At 64.4% G+C, this 17,070-nt stretch carries 17 protein-coding genes; all 17 read right to left on the bottom strand.

From position 1 onward, the window contains the following. Nucleotides 1-5 precede the first annotated feature (5 nt). Nucleotides 6-1,751, bottom strand: a complete 1,746-nt coding sequence (locus tag HF989_RS09540) for a type IV secretory system conjugative DNA transfer family protein (RefSeq protein ID WP_168686006.1) — start codon at nucleotides 1,749-1,751, stop codon at nucleotides 6-8. Continuing rightward, nucleotides 1,751-2,515, bottom strand: a complete 765-nt coding sequence (locus HF989_RS09535; protein WP_210729152.1) for a hypothetical protein — start codon at nucleotides 2,513-2,515, stop codon at nucleotides 1,751-1,753. Before HF989_RS09535 ends, HF989_RS09540 begins: the two co-directional genes overlap by 1 nt. Nucleotides 2,516-2,542: 27 nt before the next feature. After that, a complete protein-coding gene (locus HF989_RS09530; RefSeq protein WP_168686005.1) occupies nucleotides 2,543-3,112 on the bottom strand; it encodes a hypothetical protein in 570 nt (189 codons plus the stop codon). Between the two features lie 4 nt (nucleotides 3,113-3,116). After that, on the bottom strand, nucleotides 3,117-4,721 hold the full coding sequence (locus HF989_RS09525; protein ID WP_168686003.1) for a VldE C-terminal domain-containing protein: 1,605 nt from the start codon (nucleotides 4,719-4,721) through the stop codon (nucleotides 3,117-3,119). A 7-nt stretch (nucleotides 4,722-4,728) separates the two neighbouring features. Continuing rightward, nucleotides 4,729-4,998 carry a hypothetical protein gene (locus tag HF989_RS09520; protein ID WP_168686001.1) on the bottom strand — a complete coding sequence of 90 codons (270 nt, stop codon included), beginning with the start codon at nucleotides 4,996-4,998 and terminating at the stop codon, nucleotides 4,729-4,731. After that, complete coding sequence (locus HF989_RS09515; protein ID WP_246233946.1) at nucleotides 4,998-6,695, bottom strand: ATP/GTP-binding protein; 1,698 nt, start codon at nucleotides 6,693-6,695, stop codon at nucleotides 4,998-5,000. The genes HF989_RS09520 and HF989_RS09515 overlap by 1 nt, the downstream gene beginning before the upstream one ends. Before the next feature lies 1 nt (nucleotide 6,696). Further along, the gene (locus HF989_RS09510) at nucleotides 6,697-7,542 is read right to left on the bottom strand and encodes a hypothetical protein (RefSeq protein WP_168685999.1); all 846 of its coding nucleotides are present in this window, start codon (nucleotides 7,540-7,542) and stop codon (nucleotides 6,697-6,699) included. A gap of 9 nt (nucleotides 7,543-7,551) precedes the next feature. Further along, the gene (locus HF989_RS09505; protein WP_168685997.1) at nucleotides 7,552-9,039 is read right to left on the bottom strand and encodes an SCO6880 family protein; all 1,488 of its coding nucleotides are present in this window, start codon (nucleotides 9,037-9,039) and stop codon (nucleotides 7,552-7,554) included. Between the two features lie 5 nt (nucleotides 9,040-9,044). Further along, nucleotides 9,045-10,832, bottom strand: coding sequence for a hypothetical protein (locus tag HF989_RS09500; RefSeq protein WP_210729151.1), 1,788 nt, complete (start codon nucleotides 10,830-10,832; stop codon nucleotides 9,045-9,047). Nucleotides 10,833-10,840: 8 nt separating this feature from the next. Beyond that, complete coding sequence (locus tag HF989_RS09495) at nucleotides 10,841-11,653, bottom strand: DUF8175 domain-containg protein (protein WP_168685995.1); 813 nt, start codon at nucleotides 11,651-11,653, stop codon at nucleotides 10,841-10,843. Nucleotides 11,654-11,679: 26 nt separating this feature from the next. Then, a complete protein-coding gene (locus HF989_RS09490; RefSeq protein WP_168685993.1) occupies nucleotides 11,680-12,303 on the bottom strand; it encodes a DUF8175 domain-containg protein in 624 nt (207 codons plus the stop codon). Between the two features lie 33 nt (nucleotides 12,304-12,336). Continuing rightward, nucleotides 12,337-12,600 carry a hypothetical protein gene (locus HF989_RS09485; RefSeq protein ID WP_168685991.1) on the bottom strand — a complete coding sequence of 88 codons (264 nt, stop codon included), beginning with the start codon at nucleotides 12,598-12,600 and terminating at the stop codon, nucleotides 12,337-12,339. Between the two features lie 14 nt (nucleotides 12,601-12,614). Further along, nucleotides 12,615-12,905: a hypothetical protein gene (locus HF989_RS09480; RefSeq protein WP_168685989.1), complete on the bottom strand. Its 291-nt coding sequence runs from the start codon at nucleotides 12,903-12,905 to the stop codon at nucleotides 12,615-12,617. An 18-nt stretch (nucleotides 12,906-12,923) separates the two neighbouring features. After that, nucleotides 12,924-13,553 carry a DUF6668 family protein gene (locus tag HF989_RS10910; RefSeq protein WP_168685987.1) on the bottom strand — a complete coding sequence of 210 codons (630 nt, stop codon included), beginning with the start codon at nucleotides 13,551-13,553 and terminating at the stop codon, nucleotides 12,924-12,926. Continuing rightward, a complete protein-coding gene (locus HF989_RS09470; RefSeq protein WP_168685986.1) occupies nucleotides 13,554-15,515 on the bottom strand; it encodes a cutinase family protein in 1,962 nt (653 codons plus the stop codon). Between the two features lie 4 nt (nucleotides 15,516-15,519). Further along, nucleotides 15,520-16,152: a DUF8176 domain-containing protein gene (locus tag HF989_RS09465; RefSeq protein WP_168685984.1), complete on the bottom strand. Its 633-nt coding sequence runs from the start codon at nucleotides 16,150-16,152 to the stop codon at nucleotides 15,520-15,522. A 104-nt stretch (nucleotides 16,153-16,256) separates the two neighbouring features. Further along, on the bottom strand, nucleotides 16,257-17,070 hold an 814-nt coding region (locus HF989_RS09460; protein WP_168685982.1), incomplete at its 5' end, for a hypothetical protein.

Raw genomic sequence — 17,070 nt, 5'->3', positions numbered from 1 at the left:
CTCTCCTACTTAACCGCGAGAATCGCGTTGGTTTCGGCGTCCCACTTCCGCTCGAAATACGGCTCCGTGACTCCGATCATCGGGCGACGCCCGACCGACTGAACCAGCCAGCGCCCCTTCGGCAGCGCGGCGATCTCCGCCGCCGTCATGGTCTGCTTCTCGCGCACGGAACGCTGTACCGACCGCTCACCATGCGACCCGGACGAGGACGAGGACTGATACTCCTCGTGGGTGCCGATTAACTCACTCATGCGCTTGGTCAGCTCTTCATCGGTGATACCGCCGCCGACGCACTTGATGGTCATGGCCGACCACAGCGCCTCCATCTTCTCCTTGCCCCAGGCGTTAATCCCCTGGCTATAGCTCTGCAAGTAGGCCAGGATGATGATCCCGCGAGAGCCGTAGTGCGAGACCACGGCGGGCAGTTCCTCCCACAGGACGGTGTTGGCCACCTCATCGAGCGGGCAGACCATCGGCACAGGCATGCGCCCGTTGGCCTGCTCTTCGCCGTAGCCCTCCGCCGCCTCCATCACAGCCACCGTCAGAATCGTCGTGAGAATGCCGACCGAACGCGGCCCCTCCTTGGACAGCAGATAAAGCGTGTCCGACCCCGAGCGCACGAAGTCGTAGGGCGAAAACGCCGCACGTCCCGGCTGCGGTTCGACCCACTTACGCACCTCCGCCCTGGCGAAGACTGCGACCATGTTCTGCGCCTGGCCGAACACGCCCGAGCGCGTCTTGTCCGTCAGGCCGTAGATCCCGTTGAGGGTCTTGGCCCAGAAGCTGTACTGGTCGTACTGGGCGAGCAGCTCCACCGCCTCCTGGCTGCGCTCATTCGAGGCCCACAGCAGCACGTCGGAAATCGGGCGATTCTCCAGCGCCGCCACCAGCAGCAGACCCGTCAGCAGTGTCCGCGCCGTCGACGGGAAGTACGAGTCTCCCCCGCCGCCGCGCGGCATGTGGGGGGCTGCGAACATGGCCGCGAGTGCGCCCGCCGCCGCGTCCATGTTGTCTGCGTCGGCGCGGATGTAGCTCAGCGGGTCGTAGAACCACTCGTGGTTGCCCTGCGTGGTCAGACCCTGCGGGTCGAAAACCCACGCGGTGCCGCGCACGGAGGTCAGGTTGATCGTGTCGTGCACGATGTCGGCCTTGTTGGAGGTGGTCACAACCACCCCGGGAGCCTCGATAATCGCCGGAATCACCGATGAGGTGGTCTTACCGATACGTGGACCCGCGATAATCAGGTGCAAATCCTCCCACCCGCCGTACAGGCCGGCACCGGTGGACACCTCATGCCCGAACCGCAGCCCGGGGTGCTTCTTGGCGAATTCCTCCCCGTGCAGTCGCGTGGCGGTCTGCCGAGCCGCACCCACCCCGAGCGACTTAATATCGTCCTTGCCCGCGAGGTGCTTGGCCACTGAGTCCACGCGAGTCTTCTTCTCGGCTTTCTTCGTGCCGCGCAGCAGTAGACGCGCGCCAAAGGCGAGCGCAGCCAGCAGCGCCACCAGGACAACGGCGACGATGGTTTCCTCGCGTCCCCACGTCCCCTTGCCCTTGGCAATTTCAATCGCCACCACAATGGGGTTCCAGGACAACTCCCCGGTCTCCCCGCGCATGCGCATGGCAAACATTCGCGAGAGTGAATACAAGGTGCTCAGCACCGCCACGACACCGATAACCCCCGCGAGGACGTAGGTGTCGCGGTTTCCCTTGGGTTGCGCCAGGGAGCGCGCGTTGTCTCTGCCCGCCATTACTCGTCGCCTTCTTCATCGTCGGCTTCGTCCGCCTCGTCCTCGTCGTAAGACTCCTCGTCTTCCTCCGACTCATCGTCTGCGACGAACTGCTCGTCCTCGTCCTGGTCCAGCAGTTGTTGCAGGTCATATTCCTGCCACTTCATGAAACCGGGCGTTGCTGCCATCGAGACCGCCGAGCTGTCCTCCTCGAAGACGATCTCCACCGCGACGTTATTGCGCACGCCCGCGCGCTGGAGCTCGTCCACGTCGAGCTCCGGGTGGGTCACACCGAGTGTGAGCCTGCCCGCCTGCGCCCCGGCGAGAGCGACGGCCTTACCTGCAATCCAGATAGCTTTGTCAGCCGCAGACTGTTCTGCCGAGACCGGATCACCGCTCGACCAAATACGGTCATCATCGAAAAGCTTGCCGTACCAAACGGCCTGCGCCTGGGTGTCGGTGACGGCGAAACTCGCCTGCCCGTCTTCCTCGATGGCCGCACTGTGCAGTGTGAATGCCGGGCCTTTCCGGGCGTCTTCCTCGATGGTCTGTGCGCGGGCGTCCAGTTCCTGGCGCCGCTTCTCCCCTGCCTCGTCCCGCAGTGCCTCGTAATCGACGCCCTTAGTTTTCAGGACCGTCTTCAGCTTGGGGAATCCGGACTTGGTCATAAGCCCGTGCTCCTTGGCAAACGCCTTGATGTCTGCGTGGGTCATTTCCTTCAGCTCGTCGGCGTGCTCCGCCACGAGGTCTTTGACTTCCTGCCACTGTTCGTTGGTGCTGGCCATGATGGTCTCCTTGTTTGTTTCGGTTGTTTAGTAATCGACGCTGGTAATGGTGTAGTCCGCGAGACGCCACGCTCCCGCAGCGTTTTCCATGTGCGCGTCCACGTTGAACTTCGAGTACGGCGTGGTGTCCCCGTCACGGTGGTGGACGCGCTGTTCAACCGTGGTTTTCACGACTGCCTTTTCGCCGGACTCCTCCACGTCCTGCGAGTTGATGGTTACGACCGCGCGCACCTCGTCCTTGGACTCAGCCCAGGCCTCCCACTGTTTGGGCCGTGCGGTGGGTTCCTGCTCCTCCAAGCCTCGCTGTGCGAGCTCGTGGAAGTGTGCGGTGGTGACCTCCGCCGCCTCCGCGAAAGCCACGAAGTCGGACTTCTGCTGGGCTGGTTGCCAGCTGAACCCGCGCACGAGCGCACTTTGTGCGGCCACGCTCGGGTCCGTTGCTACGGGGTCGATATCGACGCCCTCATCGGTGTGCACCTCCGCCGCTTGTCCGCTGGTGTCGTTGTCGCTCACTCCCGTCACTGCGAACAAGGCGGATATTCCGATGAGGATCACTGCCACGATTGCCCCGATGATTTTCCAGGTCCGTGAGGTCATCGTCTTATACCCCTTTCTCGTATTTCTTGGCCGTTTCCGGCACGATCTTCACGTATTTCTGTGTCTCCGCGTAGGGCGGGACTCCGCCGTACTGCTGCACCGCACCGGGGCCGGCGTTGTAGGCCGCGAGCAGCAGTTCTGTCGGATCCCCCTTGATGGCCCCAGATTCCATACCCGGGCGCAGATCGTCCGCCAGCCTGCACAGGTAGCGCCCAACCGCCATAGTTGCGTCCCCGGGGTCGTTCGGTGATCCTGACCCGGGAGGGCCGATCACCTTGCCCTCATCGTCAACCTCGGCTCCGACACCCGCCCACGTCCCGGGCATGAACTGCCCATATCCCTGAGCGCCGGCACTTGATACTGCGTACTGCTGGAAACCTCCCGATTCATGATCCATCAACCCGGCGACCAGTGGTGCGTTGATTTCTGAGCACTGCGCGGCACTAAGTGGGATGAATTTGGCCACGTCCTCGGGGATTCCCGCCGCGTTGAGCGGCACGTCACCAACTTCGAACGGGGCGCACCCCTTGCCGAGGGACGGACGCTGACTGCCTCCTTCGGGGGCAGGTCCGTAGCTCTGCCCCGGTGCTGGAGCGCCGCCACCAGCCGTTGTGACGTGGACGTGGTCATAGTGGTTTTCCGTCGGTGAACCCCGGTCGTCCATTTGATAGCTCTCCCCCTCGCTCGGGATGAACTGCTGCCGCCAGATCATGTAGTCGATGTTGAAGGCGTCGCGGTTTGCGTAAAGGTAGTCGCGCACCGCGTCTCCGAGCTGTTTGCCGGACTCCGAGTCGTAATCGGGGATCATGATGTCCACGGCTCGCCCAGACGGGTGGTCCTGGCGCTGGTCCTGGTCTGCCGGTCTCCACCCGCCGATGGCTTTGATCTCGGGGAATTTCTGTGCCACAGAGCGCGCCACGCGCACCGAATCGACCTGCAGTTTGTCCTCGCTGACGATGACATCGGATGGCGGGACATCGCCACCGGAGGTTGGTATCGGGCTGGGTTGGTTGCTTGGAGCGCTGTCGGTTTCTTCGGTCGAGCCGCCGTTGCCGCTGCCCGGTTCTACTGCCTTTTCCAGCCAGGGACGAGGGTTGACCGCCTGGCCCCCGCCGAGGCGGGTTCCCGGCCACACCTCGAAGTGCAGGTGCGGGCCGGTGACCTCCCCGTTGGCGCCCTCGTCGGCAATGTGCTGGCCTGCTTTGACCTGATCACCCACCTTGACGTACAGCCCGGCGTCCATCATGTGGCCGTAGACCGTCGAGAAGCGCTGCCCGTCGAGCTCGGAATCCACAATGATCCATTGACCAAACCCGAGGGCTGGGCCTGCGGCCGCAACCGTGCCGTCCGCATAGGCGAAGATCGGTGTGCCCGGCCCCTGGGCAATGTCGATGCCCCTGTGCTCTGTACCCCAGCGCGGACCAAATTCGCTCGTGACGTGGTTGAGCGCGTCCTTTTCCGGCAGGGAGAATTCCCCTGCCGGAACACCGCCCGCGACGGGGGTGCCGCCCGAGGGCCCGCAGACTTCCTCCTCGTCCTGAAACACGGTCGTCACCAGCAGTACCAGGAACAGGACAACCCCCACCGCCACGGCGATTGCTTTCTTCATCGCACCGCTACCCTTCCTGCAGGTGTTTCAACTGCTCGCGCAGCGCCTGATTTTCGCGCTGCAAGCGTCGCAGCTGCCCTATCGTCGTGCTCGGCCACTTCTCCTCGTCATGAAGCCACTCCGTCAGCGTCGTGCGCCCCACGCCCCATCGGGAGGCGATGTCCCGCACCGCTGCCGACGGCGACGAGTAGTCACCCCAGGACTCCGTGAACTCCTTGACCGCCCCCTCGCGCACTGAGGCGGCGTGCGGCTTGATGAAGCCCTTGGACTCCGCCATCACGCCACCGTGCCTTCTTCGAAGAACGCCTCGAAACGGGCGTTAGTGTCGTGGAGGCGCAGCTCAACCTCGGAAGGCATCAGCACGGTCTGCACCGGCACACCCGGCGAGCCGTCCTTCGACGGCTTGATCATGAACCGCCCACGGCCTGGAGGCGTCGCTTTGGCTCCACGGGTGCGCGAGCGCTTTGGCGGTGCGCCTTTCGACCACGAGGTAATCATTTGCGCTTCAGCGGGAGAGAACCAGAGCTGCCCGCTCAAAATGCTCAACTCGGAGGACGGCAGACCGCCACAGATCACCATTCCCGCGCGCTCGATAAAGCCCATTGCGGTCTTTCGATCTTCCTCTGTGGGGAGTGCCTCCAGATCCTTTAATGTGTGCGTTATCATACATAAGGATGTGGCGTCAGTCCTATTTAGCCTGGTCAGGGCATCGATTTGCGAAACCATGCCCGGAGCCGAGGCAAGCACCTGCCAGAGCTCGTCGAGGGTCACAGTGAAGTAGCGCTGCGGTTCCAGGCCGGCGTCTGAGAGCATGTGCGACGCCTCGATCGCGCCGAAGGCCGAAGACCAGCTCGCCATCATCACTGCGGCCTTCATCGCGCTATCACCCCGGTCAATCGCGGAGACATCAATGCACACCGCCGTCGAATCGACGTTGATAGGCGTGGTGGTCTGGCCCGAGAAAATCCGGCCCGTTGCACCATCGAGAAGGGAGTTCAGCGACAGAATCAGCGCGTCGACGCGGCTGTCCCACTGTTCGCGCTCACGCGCACGCGCGAGCTGCCACAAACGCTCCGAGCCCTTTTCCAGGTGCTCGATCAAATCGCGCAGGATAGGTGGGTTGTTCCAATCCAACTCCGCGTCCTCGTACATCTCGCGCAGTGCCGCCGAAACGATCATGGCCTCGTAGTCGCGGATTTTCTCCCCACGGCTCAGACCGACAAGCGTGGCTACCATGCTGACCTGCCGGCCATGCACCTGTTCCTTGGCGCGGTCAACTAGCTCCTGGTCTCCGTGCTCCTCCAGCTTGGGAATCACGCGCCCCAGCGCGCCCACGTCGAGCGGATTCAGGTGGCCTTCACCGTGGCCGATGGTGATAACCTGCCCGCCGACCTGCTGCACAAAGCCGACGTACTCGCCCTTGATGTCACCGGCAATAATCGGCACCTGGCCCGTGGCCACGCCACCCATGAGCATTTTGCGGATGAGCGTGGACTTTCCCAGCCCCGGCAAGGAAAGAACGAATGCGGAGGGGTTGGCGATAATTCCCTCGCGGAACCACGACATCGGATCACAACCGACCTCGGCGTTGGTGATAACGTGGCGACCCAGGGCCGTACCGATCATGGGGGCGGGCGCACCCACGACGTTGGGGTTGAACCCGCAGCCCAGGTTCGTTGTGGTCTGCCACTCCTGCGGTCCGTTTTGCACGGCAGCGTAACCGGAATAGCGTCCGGTGAACCCGCGCGGCTTGGAGGATCCGTAGGGTTTCTCCCCGCGAACGGGGACAACACCGCCCGCCCTGCGGCGCTGCGCCTCCATCGAGCGCGCCTTCTTCGCGCTGTCCTTGCGCCAGCGGCGATAGGTCCACCCCTGCGGGGTGTACCAGGCAGGTGCCTCGCGCTCACCGTCGAGAACCTCGCGGTGCAGGTCGATCATTGTTGCACTGTGATCCATCTTCTTTCCCTCCTCCATTTCAGGCAGACACTGCTGCGTTTAGTTCCCAGGCGAGCGCCCCGATACCGAGGCTGCTCACGACCGCGCCCTGTTGGCGGGCCAGCATTCTGCGCACCCGCAGGCGCTGCACGGGGGTCAATGAGCCGATGATTTTGCCCACGACCGCCTCCAGGCCCTCCGATTTTTCTTCCGGTACCGACACGACGAACAAACCGCTGTGCCGGCCCACCTCGTCTTCGTCCGCGAGCGTGTCTGCCGGGCGGAAAATGCGTGTCCACCTCACAACACCCCACATCTCACCCAGTGCCATGCCCCGGAACATGCGGTCGATCTCCGCGTCGTCGCCCACCTCAAACGCGACGCTGGCCTGCGGACCGAGTTCGACGTGGCGCAGTGTTTCGACAATGCTGTCCACCCCGAGTGCGGCAGGTGCCACATCCTCGCTCAGCTCCATGCCGAGGCGGGCCTCCAGCACGCCGATGATTTCCGAGTCCGTCAGCGGGGTAACCACCGCTTCACTCCACTCCACGGCGTAGAAGTCGGGCAGCACTTTGGCCAGATGGGTCAAAACCGCGTCAGCCTCGGCCTTTTCTTCCTTGCCCTGGCGCTGGATCGTCACCGAGAGCGTCAGGGACGTACCCGCCGTGACCTCCGTGGCGATTACCGTCTCGTCCTGGGCGACCGTGACCTCCCACGCGTCGATCTCCTCGGTGGTCACCTCGCCCTCCACGCCGAACATGACCGTGGCCCGGTTTTCACGCAGCAGAGCCGCGAACTGGAAACCAGCGGAATCGCGCGAACTATCGAGAGTCACGCCCTCGAGCCCGCGAAGCGTCTTCTTCTGGTTCTTCTTCTTTCCGAACATGGCTGTCTCCTACGCTCCCGCCAGTGCCGAGGTGGACGGCTTCGCCCACGGTGTCTGCCCAAGCCCGCACGAGGTGGCGAACGCGGCGTCCTGCTGGCGGGTCATGACCCGCAAGCGGATGTTGGCCTGCGCGCCAAGCTGCTCCACGTCGTGCTTTATCCGCTCCAGGTCCTCATCCGGGGCACACGTCGCCGTGACAAACAGTGAGTACCGGCCCAGCTGGGCACCTCGCGCCTGTGCTCGTCGCGCCGCCTCCGTGTGCTCCAGACGCATGTCCGCCGACGCTGCGCGGATCTTCTTCGAGCTGTTTGCGGCAACCATCGCGTCGCGGTGCTCCGCCTCCACGCGCCCTGCACCGGAGCCGGCCTCGTAAGGACGGTAGATAAGTGCCACGCGCTTGCGTGCAATGCGAATATGCGGCTGGATAAGCCCGGTCAAAAGGGTGTCCTCGAACGTCGAGCGGGGGGCTTGCGCCATTTCCCACGTCACCGACGTGGCCCCGTCATGGTGGTAGGCCGAACGGTCTTTCTGCGCCCAGGACGGTCCGATGTCCTCCCAGCCCAGCCCATGCTCGATGCCCTGCACGGACAGTTCCTCGAAATCCGCCTCGGACGCGGGGTTATAGAGCATGTGGGCACGCGCGCACACACTGTTGGTGTCCATCGGGCTGGCCTGAATACCTGCCCAGGTCAGCGGCCCGTACAGGCTCGGAAGGCGCGTGCCGATCAACTCCACAAAGCTGGTGTCCTTCGCGTCGGAGACCGACACCGAGAACGTAAGCGAAATGTGCGCGTCCACTTCCGGCACCCCCTGGCTCAGAAGTTCCGCCGCCTCCGCCTGAACCTGGCGGGCAATCCACGGAGCCTCCGGCTTCACCGTGGCCGCGACCTCCTGGGCAACGAGGTCACCCGTGCCGGGGCGGGTGGTCACCACGACTGCCGCCTGCTCCACGTCACCGGAAAGGCTCAAACCGGCCAGCCAACGACCCCACTCACTCGTCTGCGCGTTGCGCTCGTCCTGGGTAATCGCCGTCTCACCCGAGAGCTGCGCGTGAAGTACCACCGTCGCCTCGCGGCGGGGGCGGTCGAAAATCACCGCGAACTCCTTACCTGCGGCATCAACACCCTCCACCAGCTCGGTGCGGGCGAACACACCCGGGAGGCGATAAGTGCCGCCCGGCAAACGCGAGGACGGGCCCGAGAAGTAGATGTGCTCCCCTCGTGTGCGCTGGCGCATGTCCTGGAACATCATTTCCGCCATCTGGGCCATCGAGCGCCCGCCGACATTGAAGGAGACAATTCCGGCAATGATTAGAGCCACCGGCACCACGACCAACAGGCCGAATTTGGCGAAGCCGGCAATCTGGCAAACCAGGTAGCCCAGAAAGCCGATCCCCAGCACAATCGTGGTCTTCATCGACAGACCACCCAGGCCGGTGCGCCTCGACGGCTGGCCCAGAGCGTAGACCGGGGTTTCTACCTGTTCTTCCCTGCTCATACCGGCTACCTCCTCATCCCGTAATTGCCCTGTGCTCCAACTGACTCATCCAAAATCGCCTGCACCCGATTAGCTGCCGTGCCCGCCGTCCGCGCCGCACCCGCTCCTGTGCGGGCGACGGCACCTCCGGCGCGGAGGGCTCCGCCCGTTGCGAGAGACATCGTCCGACGCGGGGTGCTTGCCCCCATACGGCCACGGTTTGCACCGCCACCTCCGGTTCCCGGACCGGCACTCCCGGCTCCGGCTCCAGCTGCAACGGCTCCTGCCGGTTGTGCGCCTCCACCTGCCCCGATGGAGTGCGATCCACCTCCGGAGGCACCCGAGGACTGTGATCCCGGCCCGGTGCTTGCCGCACCAGACGCGACGCCGCCGCCAGCTCCCGAGTGGCCTGCACGACCACCAACGGCCCCACCTGCGGTGCTACCAGCGCCTGAACCCGTGGAACCGGACGCGACCGCTCCACTGCCACCGCCACCCGAGCTAGGCCCGGTAGGTGAGCCACCGCGAGAACCGCCTCCGAGGCCGCCACCGCCTCCGAGGCCGCCACCGGCACCTCCACCGCCTCCGAGGCCGCCACCGGCACCGACACCAGCTCCAACACCGGCTGCGGCTGCGGGAGCAGCCTGCGCCTGGCCTGCCGAGGTAACGGACTTTCCTGCCTGGCCAGCCACACCGCCGACCTTGCCCAAAACTCCACCAGCCAGAGCTGCACCACCCGCCAGAACGGGGGCTGCACCGCCTCCACCGGCCTGGGCGACAGCGGGCACCAGCGCCCGGACGAGCGCCGGCCCCGTAAAGCCCGCTGCGCCGAGCATGACCGCGATCATGAGTGTGGTGACCAGATCGTCGCCCCCATGTGCGGACATCCAGAACGCGACACAGTAGAGAAGCGCCGAGACCGGCTTGAAGATCACCGAGGCAATCATGAGAGAGATCAGGTGGTGCAGACCGTTCTTGCCGGTCTGGGTAAAGCTCATTGCCGCCATCATCGGGGTCAGCCCAGCCGCAATCGGCAACAGCAGGGTGCGCACTGCCAGGGCGACGATCTGCATGATGGAACCGGCAAACGCCACGCCCGCGATACCGAGCATGAACACTGGGCCGGCCATTGAATCATTCAGTCCGGAGTCCCCGAGAACCTGCTCGGCACTCGTCGCGCCAAATGACTTCATAATCCAGTCCGACAGTTCGTCGGAGGCTACCACTGCACCAGCAATCAGACCGGGTACAAGCAGGGAAAACAGCAAATAGAGCGCAATTGTCTCCCCTGAGTCCTCGACGCCTTCGACAAGCCCTTTTCTTCTCCCGGCAGCGATCCGGCCACCGCCCACCACAAGGGAGGCGATCAGCGCCAGACCCGAGAGCGAAAGGACGATGTTCTTCACGCCCTGCACGTTTGAATCAACCACGTTCTTATCGACGCGGTAGTCCATCCAGAGCGTCATGACGGACTGGAGCGCCTCATTATTGCCCTCCAGAAGCGCCTGGGTGAATTTGCCCACCGGGTCGCCCCAGAACTTCGACGCAGCAGCCGACGCAGCGGCTACGGGGTGGGCAACCGCCATACCCGTGGTGCAGCCAGCCTTGCTGATCTGCTCCCCGACTTTCAAGCGCCACTCGTTCAAATTCGACGGCTTGTTGTCCCCCATCGCGTCCAGGACGGCGTTAGCGCTGTCCTTCATTGCCCCGGTAGTGCACGACTCGACGTGCTCTCCGAAGGAGCGGTTGCCGTCCTCGGCGCTGGCCGCAGGCGCGCCCAGCACCACCGCGAAAACCACCAGAGACGCTGCCAAAAATCGCTTTAGTAGTGCCATTCAGTCCACCCGCTCAAACTCGTGATCTCGTCCTCAATCGGCTGCGGCACGCCTTCGTACTGCCACTTCCAGCCACCGTTCTCCCACACCATCGACAACCGGATGACCAGCCACGTCGGGTTGTCCGCGTTGCCCTGTGCGTCGGTCGGGGTGGGAAGTGCAATGTCTCCTACGACCTGAGTGTCCGAGCACGATGTCACCTTGTATGCGGAAGGTGCCGGGCGGTCTTTCGTGGTATCCACCTGCTTGGGAGGGTTTGCCTTCAAGCGCTCCGCAAATCCAGTGGCGTCGCTGCCAGCCGCTCCGTACTGCGCGGCAGAACCCGAAATGGGGCCACCGGCGTAAATCAGGCTCACCGTGTTGAACCCGGAAATCATGGCCCCCTCGGCGGTGCGTGCGTACCCAGTGGGCACACCGTCGGCGTTTACCGAGCTCGGGCCCTGTTTTTCCGTCCACATCGTCTGTGCACCGTGGGTGGACTCAATGGTCACGTTGCCCGCGGTGACCGCGCAGTTGGTCGTATCCCCTCCCGTCGCATTGCCGAGCGGATTGCCCGCACCGTTGGCCGGGACCTTTATCGCGCGGCCAAACACGTCAGCGGTCGGGTCGAGCCACTCCCCCTCCTTGCCTTTGGGAGCCTCGCTAGTGGTCGTGGCCGGTGCGGGCGAGGCCGCAGACGGGTTATTGGCGGGAGAATCCTTTTGCCGGGCGACCAGACCCACCACGACGAGAATCAGGGTGAGAGCGATCGCTCCGGTGGCGGCCAGAAGCCCCCAGCGCTTGTTGTTGTCCTGCGGCATAATCTTCCCTTTCTGAGACGAGTGGCTTACTTGCCGGCTGAAAATTCGGTGAAACCGTCAAGCGAATCCAGCTTTTCGAGGTCGGGAGCCTGGTCCTGCGCGGGGAGAACGAGCTTCCAATCGTCCTGCCACGTCAGCTGCACCGGATAGACGGTCAGGCCAACCTCCGGGTACTCCGCCGCCAGAAGCACCAGTGCGTCCTGGTCGTTGTAGTCAGAGACCCGGAACCCCTCGAACTTCGCGGGGTTTTCCACCTTCGCGCCCGGTTGAATGCTCATCAGAGCCCGGCCCTGCGCCCACTGGTCGCGGCCCTGGCCGGGGGCGATCATGCTGCGCGAGACATCGGGCCATTTCGTATCGTCGGCGGTGGCGAGGGCGACCTGGCCGTTAATCGCGGCCATCACCGCCCCCTGGGGGGTGTGAGCGTAACCGGAGCGCACAGAGTCGCGGGTGTTTTCCGGCCCGTCGTTGGAATCCACCGGCGTGGCGATCCCCGCCACCGACTCCCACCGCGCGTCGGCAGGTGCCGAAGTCGTATCGACCACCGCGTTCTCCGCGTGCGTGTCCTCCCCGTCCTTGTCCGACGAGCAGGCGCTCAGGCCGAGCGCCACAGTGCCCGCGAGAGCAAGTGCGCCGAGCTTCTTCTTCATTGTTTGCCTTTCAAAAAGGTGGTGTGCAGCTGGTTAGACGAACCAGGCCGCGATTTGGACTGCTGAGCTGGCGATGATGACACCTAGTGCGATCTCCACCCCGCGCACTGCGGGTGACGTAGCTGAAACGGATCGGCCGCGCTCCTTGTCGAGGGCGAGCATGGCTCCGAATGTGATCAGGGCGGCGATAGACAGTGCCAGCACAATCCAGTAGGTGTTTTGCAGCCAGCCCCAAATCTCCATCCACACGACGTCTGGCGGGGTCTGCGGAGACTGGGGCGGGCCGCCTTGCGCCATGAAAGCGCCGCGCATTAGATCAGAGCTGCGACGATGGCACCGGCACTGCCGATAATGAGACAACCGATGCCGACGCGCAGGGCGTTGGAGGTGGCTTCTTCGCTGGTGCCCTCACGTCGCGAGATCACCATCGACGCACCGATGGCGATAACGCCGGCGACGGCAACAACCAGGCCGATGAACACGCCGAAGTTGAGGGCGCGGTCGACCTTGGAGCCGAAGTCACCGGGTGCCTGCGGGGTCAGGTTCTGTCCCGGCACCATTGCGAGGATGAGTTCGTTGTTGAGACGGTCAATCATGGTCATGATGAGTGGTTCCTTTTCTTAGTTGGAAGATGTTTGCTTATGGGCTTCATAGGCCCGCTCGACCAGTTCTTCGCCGATTCGCCTGACCGGCTGGGGCACCTGCTCCAGGGCGCTGACTTTGGTGCGCTTGCGCAGGACACGCGAGGTGCTTTCCGGTTCTTGCGGCTCATCGAGCGGTGACCATTCGGGGAGTCTGTCGAGCAGATTTTCGCGCCATTCCCCCACGTAGGGAACGCGCCAGATTGTGGGGACGATTTTTTCGAGCACGGAGATACGCTGCTCAATACTCTTTGGGGTCTTACCTGGTGCGTCCTCTACGAGGATCACTCCCCAGACGCAGCAGTGTCCGACCTTGCCCGCCTGGGCCTGGAGCACAGCGTCATGCGCGGCCTCCACACCCGAGCGGGTGGATCGAGCCACCACGACGCACCACCGGTGCTCATCCTCCGCAGGCCATGTCTGGCCAGCGTCCCCGAAGGGTCCGAGAACCCTTGCGAGAGTGGATGTGCCTGCCCCGCCGTGCGCTCCCACGAGCCACACCAGTGGGGACCACTCCCCGCTCGGCGCGAGCGGGCTGTTTGCGACCTTCAGGCCGGCCTTCTCTGGTAAGGAGACTCGCCGGAGCTGAGCCGCTGCGCTGGATGACATCTAGGCACCTCCTTGTGCACGCCATGCCTGGACTTCAGACAGGGCCTTCGTGGACAACTCGGTGTTGAACGTGGACGACTGGTTGATATTCGATGTGTCTTCCGGATGGGCCGTCTCACGAGTGGGAACGGTGTCACCAGTGATGTCGCTGCTGGCAGCGACGGCCCAGTCGATAGTGGCCTCAATCGGGGTGCGCCCGTCCTCAGTCACCGGACGGGTACCGTAGGAGTTGTGCGCAGCACCGTGGCCCGCAGCCTCGACTGCGACCTGTGCCAGTCCTTCGCCGGAGATTCCGAGAATCTCGACGTTCTTGAACACCTCGTCCGCCATGCCCACCGCCGTCTCCGGGGTGAGCACCTTCAGTGAGGCGTCGGTGAGTTTCGTCGCGGCCACGCCCAGCGCCGCCTCCGGCCCGGCAACACCGGCCATTGCGACCTGGGCGAGGTTGGCCGGGGTCACGGCCTCCTTCAGGATGGCAATGCCGGTGCCCAGCGCCATGCCGCCGATCTTGTTGACGCCCTGGATAACGGACTCGCCCAGGTCGCTGACGATTTCGCCTTCGGCGTTGTTCTGCACCGCCTGCTTGACCCCCGTTGAGGCAATCGACCCGATCAGGCTGGTGTCCTCGCGGGCCTGCTCGCCGGATGCGGAGAATCCGTTTGTTCCGTAGCTAAACTCGTCGCCCTTGATGTCCTCGACGCCGCCCATAATCACCGCTGGGTTGAGTGTGTCCGCGACGGCCTGCAAAGACTTCTCGGGATCGGAGAGGTTCAGCTGCGTTGCCACGCTAATGACCAGCTCGTTCAGCGGTCCCGAAATGGGCAGGTCGCACACCAGGTCACCGGGAACACACCACGACGCGGTACGGCCCGAGAGTTCTCCGAAATCCTTGCCTCCGGAAGTATCGACCCCCATGCCGCCGCCGTCGAGTTCGGCGGCGTCGCGGGAGTTGAACGAGCCTAGCTGGGCGACGTTTTGCCCAGAGGTTCCCGGCACCGGCTGCGGAGAACTGTCCCCACTGACCATCGTGGGGCTTCCAGCCTCACGGGTCGGGTCTGAAAACAGGGCGACGCCGGCGATGCGCGACGGGTCGAAATCAATCACGCCGTTGCCGACCTCGCGGGCCACCAGGGAAACAACCTGTGCTCCTTGAGAGTGGCCGGCCAGCAGAATCTTGGTGTTGGGGCACTCGTCCGCGATCTCTTTGAGCACCGCAGCGGTGTTAATTGCCCCTTCCCGCATGGAATCGTCGTAGCTGACGGACTCCGAGGTCGGCAGGCCCGGAATGAACGCTCCACCGGCTGCAGCGGCATAAGTGATGTATGTGCGGGCGATCTTGATGCCGTGCTTTCCATCCACCTCGGTCGGTCCGGACTGCTTTTCCCAGGCGGAGTTTGTCTTGCTCGTCGGTGTCCCAGAAGACTCGGGGGACGAAGACTGCGTCTGGGTAGCAGTCCCACTCGGGACGCTGGCGGCCGAGGTGGTGCTGCCCCAGGCGGAGTTTGTCTTGCTCGTCGGTGTCCCAGCCGTGGTCTTGCCGGAGTCTCCCCAGAGCTGGCTTTGAAGATCGTCGATGTTGCCGACAACCTCGGTGCCTGTCGGCTCTCCCACCGCGGTCGGAGCGGTGCTAGTCGTCCCTGCACCTGCCAGCTGGCCCTGCGCGTCCTCGAGGCTAATGCCAGCGGACGGGTCAGAAACCGGGGCGTCGTTGGCCTCTTCCATTGCCGGGCCGGCAATCTGGGCACCGAAGCCGTGGTCCACTCGGGAGTCTTGCTGCGCGGACGTGTCGAAAGTGCCGTTGACGAGCACTAGGTGCAGCGCCGCGCAGTGGTCGTCGCCCTGAGCCCCGTCTTCCGGGGTCTGCGCCAGGGCAGGGCCAGCGAAAGCCGCCCACGCGCAGCCGGAGGCCGCTATCGCGGTCATTGCGGCTACCGCGCGGCCAATCTGTCGATTCGTTGCCATCTCTCTAGCCTTCTCGCTCTTCCATGCTTGTGATTACCCACTTGTCGCTGTCTTTTTCGCCCTTGACCGTTTGCCGGTAAAGCGCCGATTCCTCACCCGGAGGTGCCATAGTCAGATCGACATCGACTGTGCTGGCTCCATCGGCGACCGGTGCCATCTCCACACACCAGGTAGTGCCCTCGGGAGCGGCCTCGGGCAGAATCGTTTTCCAGTCCTGCTGCTGTAGCGGGCTGTTCTTCGCCAACGACGCCGCCAGTGCCTGCGCGTCGCGCTCGAAATACGCCTTCTCGAACTGCGCGACCGCATCGCGCACCGACGACTCCTCGCCGGCCATCTCCGCGTTCTTGCCAGGGCAGGCGTTGCCAACCTCCACCGGAGACGTCGGCGACGCCGCAGCCGACGGTCTTTGCGGGGTCTCGCTGCTTGCGGCCTGCTGGGTCGTGGACACGGCCGGTTCGGCCTGGTCCTGCTCGCTCTGCTCCGACTTATCCGAGAGCATGGAGAATACCGACCCGACTCCAATCAGTAGGACCGCGCCAACCACACCGCCGACGATGAGTGTCGTTGTCTTGTCGGATCGGGAGGACTCCTCCTCGTCCTCGGCAGTGGACTCATCCTCGGCGTCATCAGCAGCCACCACCGGCTCGTCCTCGCGCACCACGGTAACGGGCGGAGCGGAAGTTACCCGTTCCTTTTCTTCTAGAGCTTTGATCCAGTCGGACGCCACGGCGGTTTCCCTTCCTAGTCCCAGTGATCGACCACGACGGTGGCGTTGACGATGCCCATGTCGTAGTGCGACACCGCCGGCTGCGCGGCAGCGGCGTCGAGCACCTGGGCGTTAATGGCGTTCGCTTGCTGCTGCACCGGCTGCGGTAGAGCCTTGAACGCCATATCCGCTTGCGCCTGCACCTGCTTGACCTGAGCGTCGGGAACCGTCACCTCGCCAAGCGGGCCGTTTATCTCGACGCCACCGTTCTCGGTTGTGAAATCCACCGACTGCACCCCGGCCGCGGTCTGCACCGCGGCGCTACCCGCAAGTGGTTCGGAAGTGCCATTGACCTCAGCAGCAAATCCTGGCCCGGTCAGAGTGACTGTGCCTCCGGCGATACCGGCACGCGGCGGGGCCTGCTCCGCAACCTCGCGCGGGGCCTCACTGGCAGCAACGGACGGGGCCTGCTCCGCAACCTCGCGCGGGGCCTCACTGGTAGCAACGGACGGGGCGTCCTGCACACCTGCGGTGTCCTCAACACCCGGAGCCGGATCGACCACTGGCGACGCCGGCTCGTAATCGGAGGCGGGATCATCGGCGACAACCACCTGATCGGTGTAGTCGCCAGCCGGCTCTACCCGCGTGGGCTTCTTATCCACGGGCGCAGCTGACGGCGTGGGCTCTCGCGTCGGCGGGGCGGTCACAACCGGAGTGGAGGCACCCGGCTGCGAGCCCTTGGACGGTGCCGGAGTGGACGTACCCGGCTGCGAGCCCTTGGACGGTGCCGGAGTGGACGTACCCGGCTGCGAGCCCTTGGACGGTGCCGGAGTGGACGTACCCGGCTGC

The sequence above is a fragment of the Corynebacterium mucifaciens genome (genome assembly GCF_012396315.1).
Classification (GTDB): Bacteria; Actinomycetota; Actinomycetes; order Mycobacteriales; family Mycobacteriaceae; genus Corynebacterium; species Corynebacterium mucifaciens.
The sequence above is the reverse complement of the archived record's forward strand: the minus strand, read 5'-3'. Positions and strand labels throughout refer to the sequence as shown.

Excerpts from the sequence above, each read along its gene's own strand:
- HF989_RS09540 (WP_168686006.1), bottom strand. The coding sequence starts at position 1,751 with ATGGCGGGCAGAGACAACGCGCGCTCCCTGGCGCAACCCAAGGGAAAC.
- HF989_RS09535 (WP_210729152.1), bottom strand. The coding sequence starts at position 2,515 with ATGGCCAGCACCAACGAACAGTGGCAGGAAGTCAAAGACCTCGTGGCG.
- HF989_RS09530 (WP_168686005.1), bottom strand. The coding sequence starts at position 3,112 with ATGACCTCACGGACCTGGAAAATCATCGGGGCAATCGTGGCAGTGATC.
- HF989_RS09525 (WP_168686003.1), bottom strand. The coding sequence starts at position 4,721 with ATGAAGAAAGCAATCGCCGTGGCGGTGGGGGTTGTCCTGTTCCTGGTA.
- HF989_RS09520 (WP_168686001.1), bottom strand. The coding sequence starts at position 4,998 with ATGGCGGAGTCCAAGGGCTTCATCAAGCCGCACGCCGCCTCAGTGCGC.
- HF989_RS09515 (WP_246233946.1), bottom strand. The coding sequence starts at position 6,695 with ATGGAGGAGGGAAAGAAGATGGATCACAGTGCAACAATGATCGACCTG.
- HF989_RS09510 (WP_168685999.1), bottom strand. The coding sequence starts at position 7,542 with ATGTTCGGAAAGAAGAAGAACCAGAAGAAGACGCTTCGCGGGCTCGAG.
- HF989_RS09505 (WP_168685997.1), bottom strand. The coding sequence starts at position 9,039 with ATGAGCAGGGAAGAACAGGTAGAAACCCCGGTCTACGCTCTGGGCCAG.
- HF989_RS09495 (WP_168685995.1), bottom strand. The coding sequence starts at position 11,653 with ATGCCGCAGGACAACAACAAGCGCTGGGGGCTTCTGGCCGCCACCGGA.
- HF989_RS09490 (WP_168685993.1), bottom strand. The coding sequence starts at position 12,303 with ATGAAGAAGAAGCTCGGCGCACTTGCTCTCGCGGGCACTGTGGCGCTC.
- HF989_RS09485 (WP_168685991.1), bottom strand. The coding sequence starts at position 12,600 with ATGGCGCAAGGCGGCCCGCCCCAGTCTCCGCAGACCCCGCCAGACGTC.
- HF989_RS09480 (WP_168685989.1), bottom strand. The coding sequence starts at position 12,905 with ATGACCATGATTGACCGTCTCAACAACGAACTCATCCTCGCAATGGTG.
- HF989_RS10910 (WP_168685987.1), bottom strand. The coding sequence starts at position 13,553 with ATGTCATCCAGCGCAGCGGCTCAGCTCCGGCGAGTCTCCTTACCAGAG.
- HF989_RS09470 (WP_168685986.1), bottom strand. The coding sequence starts at position 15,515 with ATGGCAACGAATCGACAGATTGGCCGCGCGGTAGCCGCAATGACCGCG.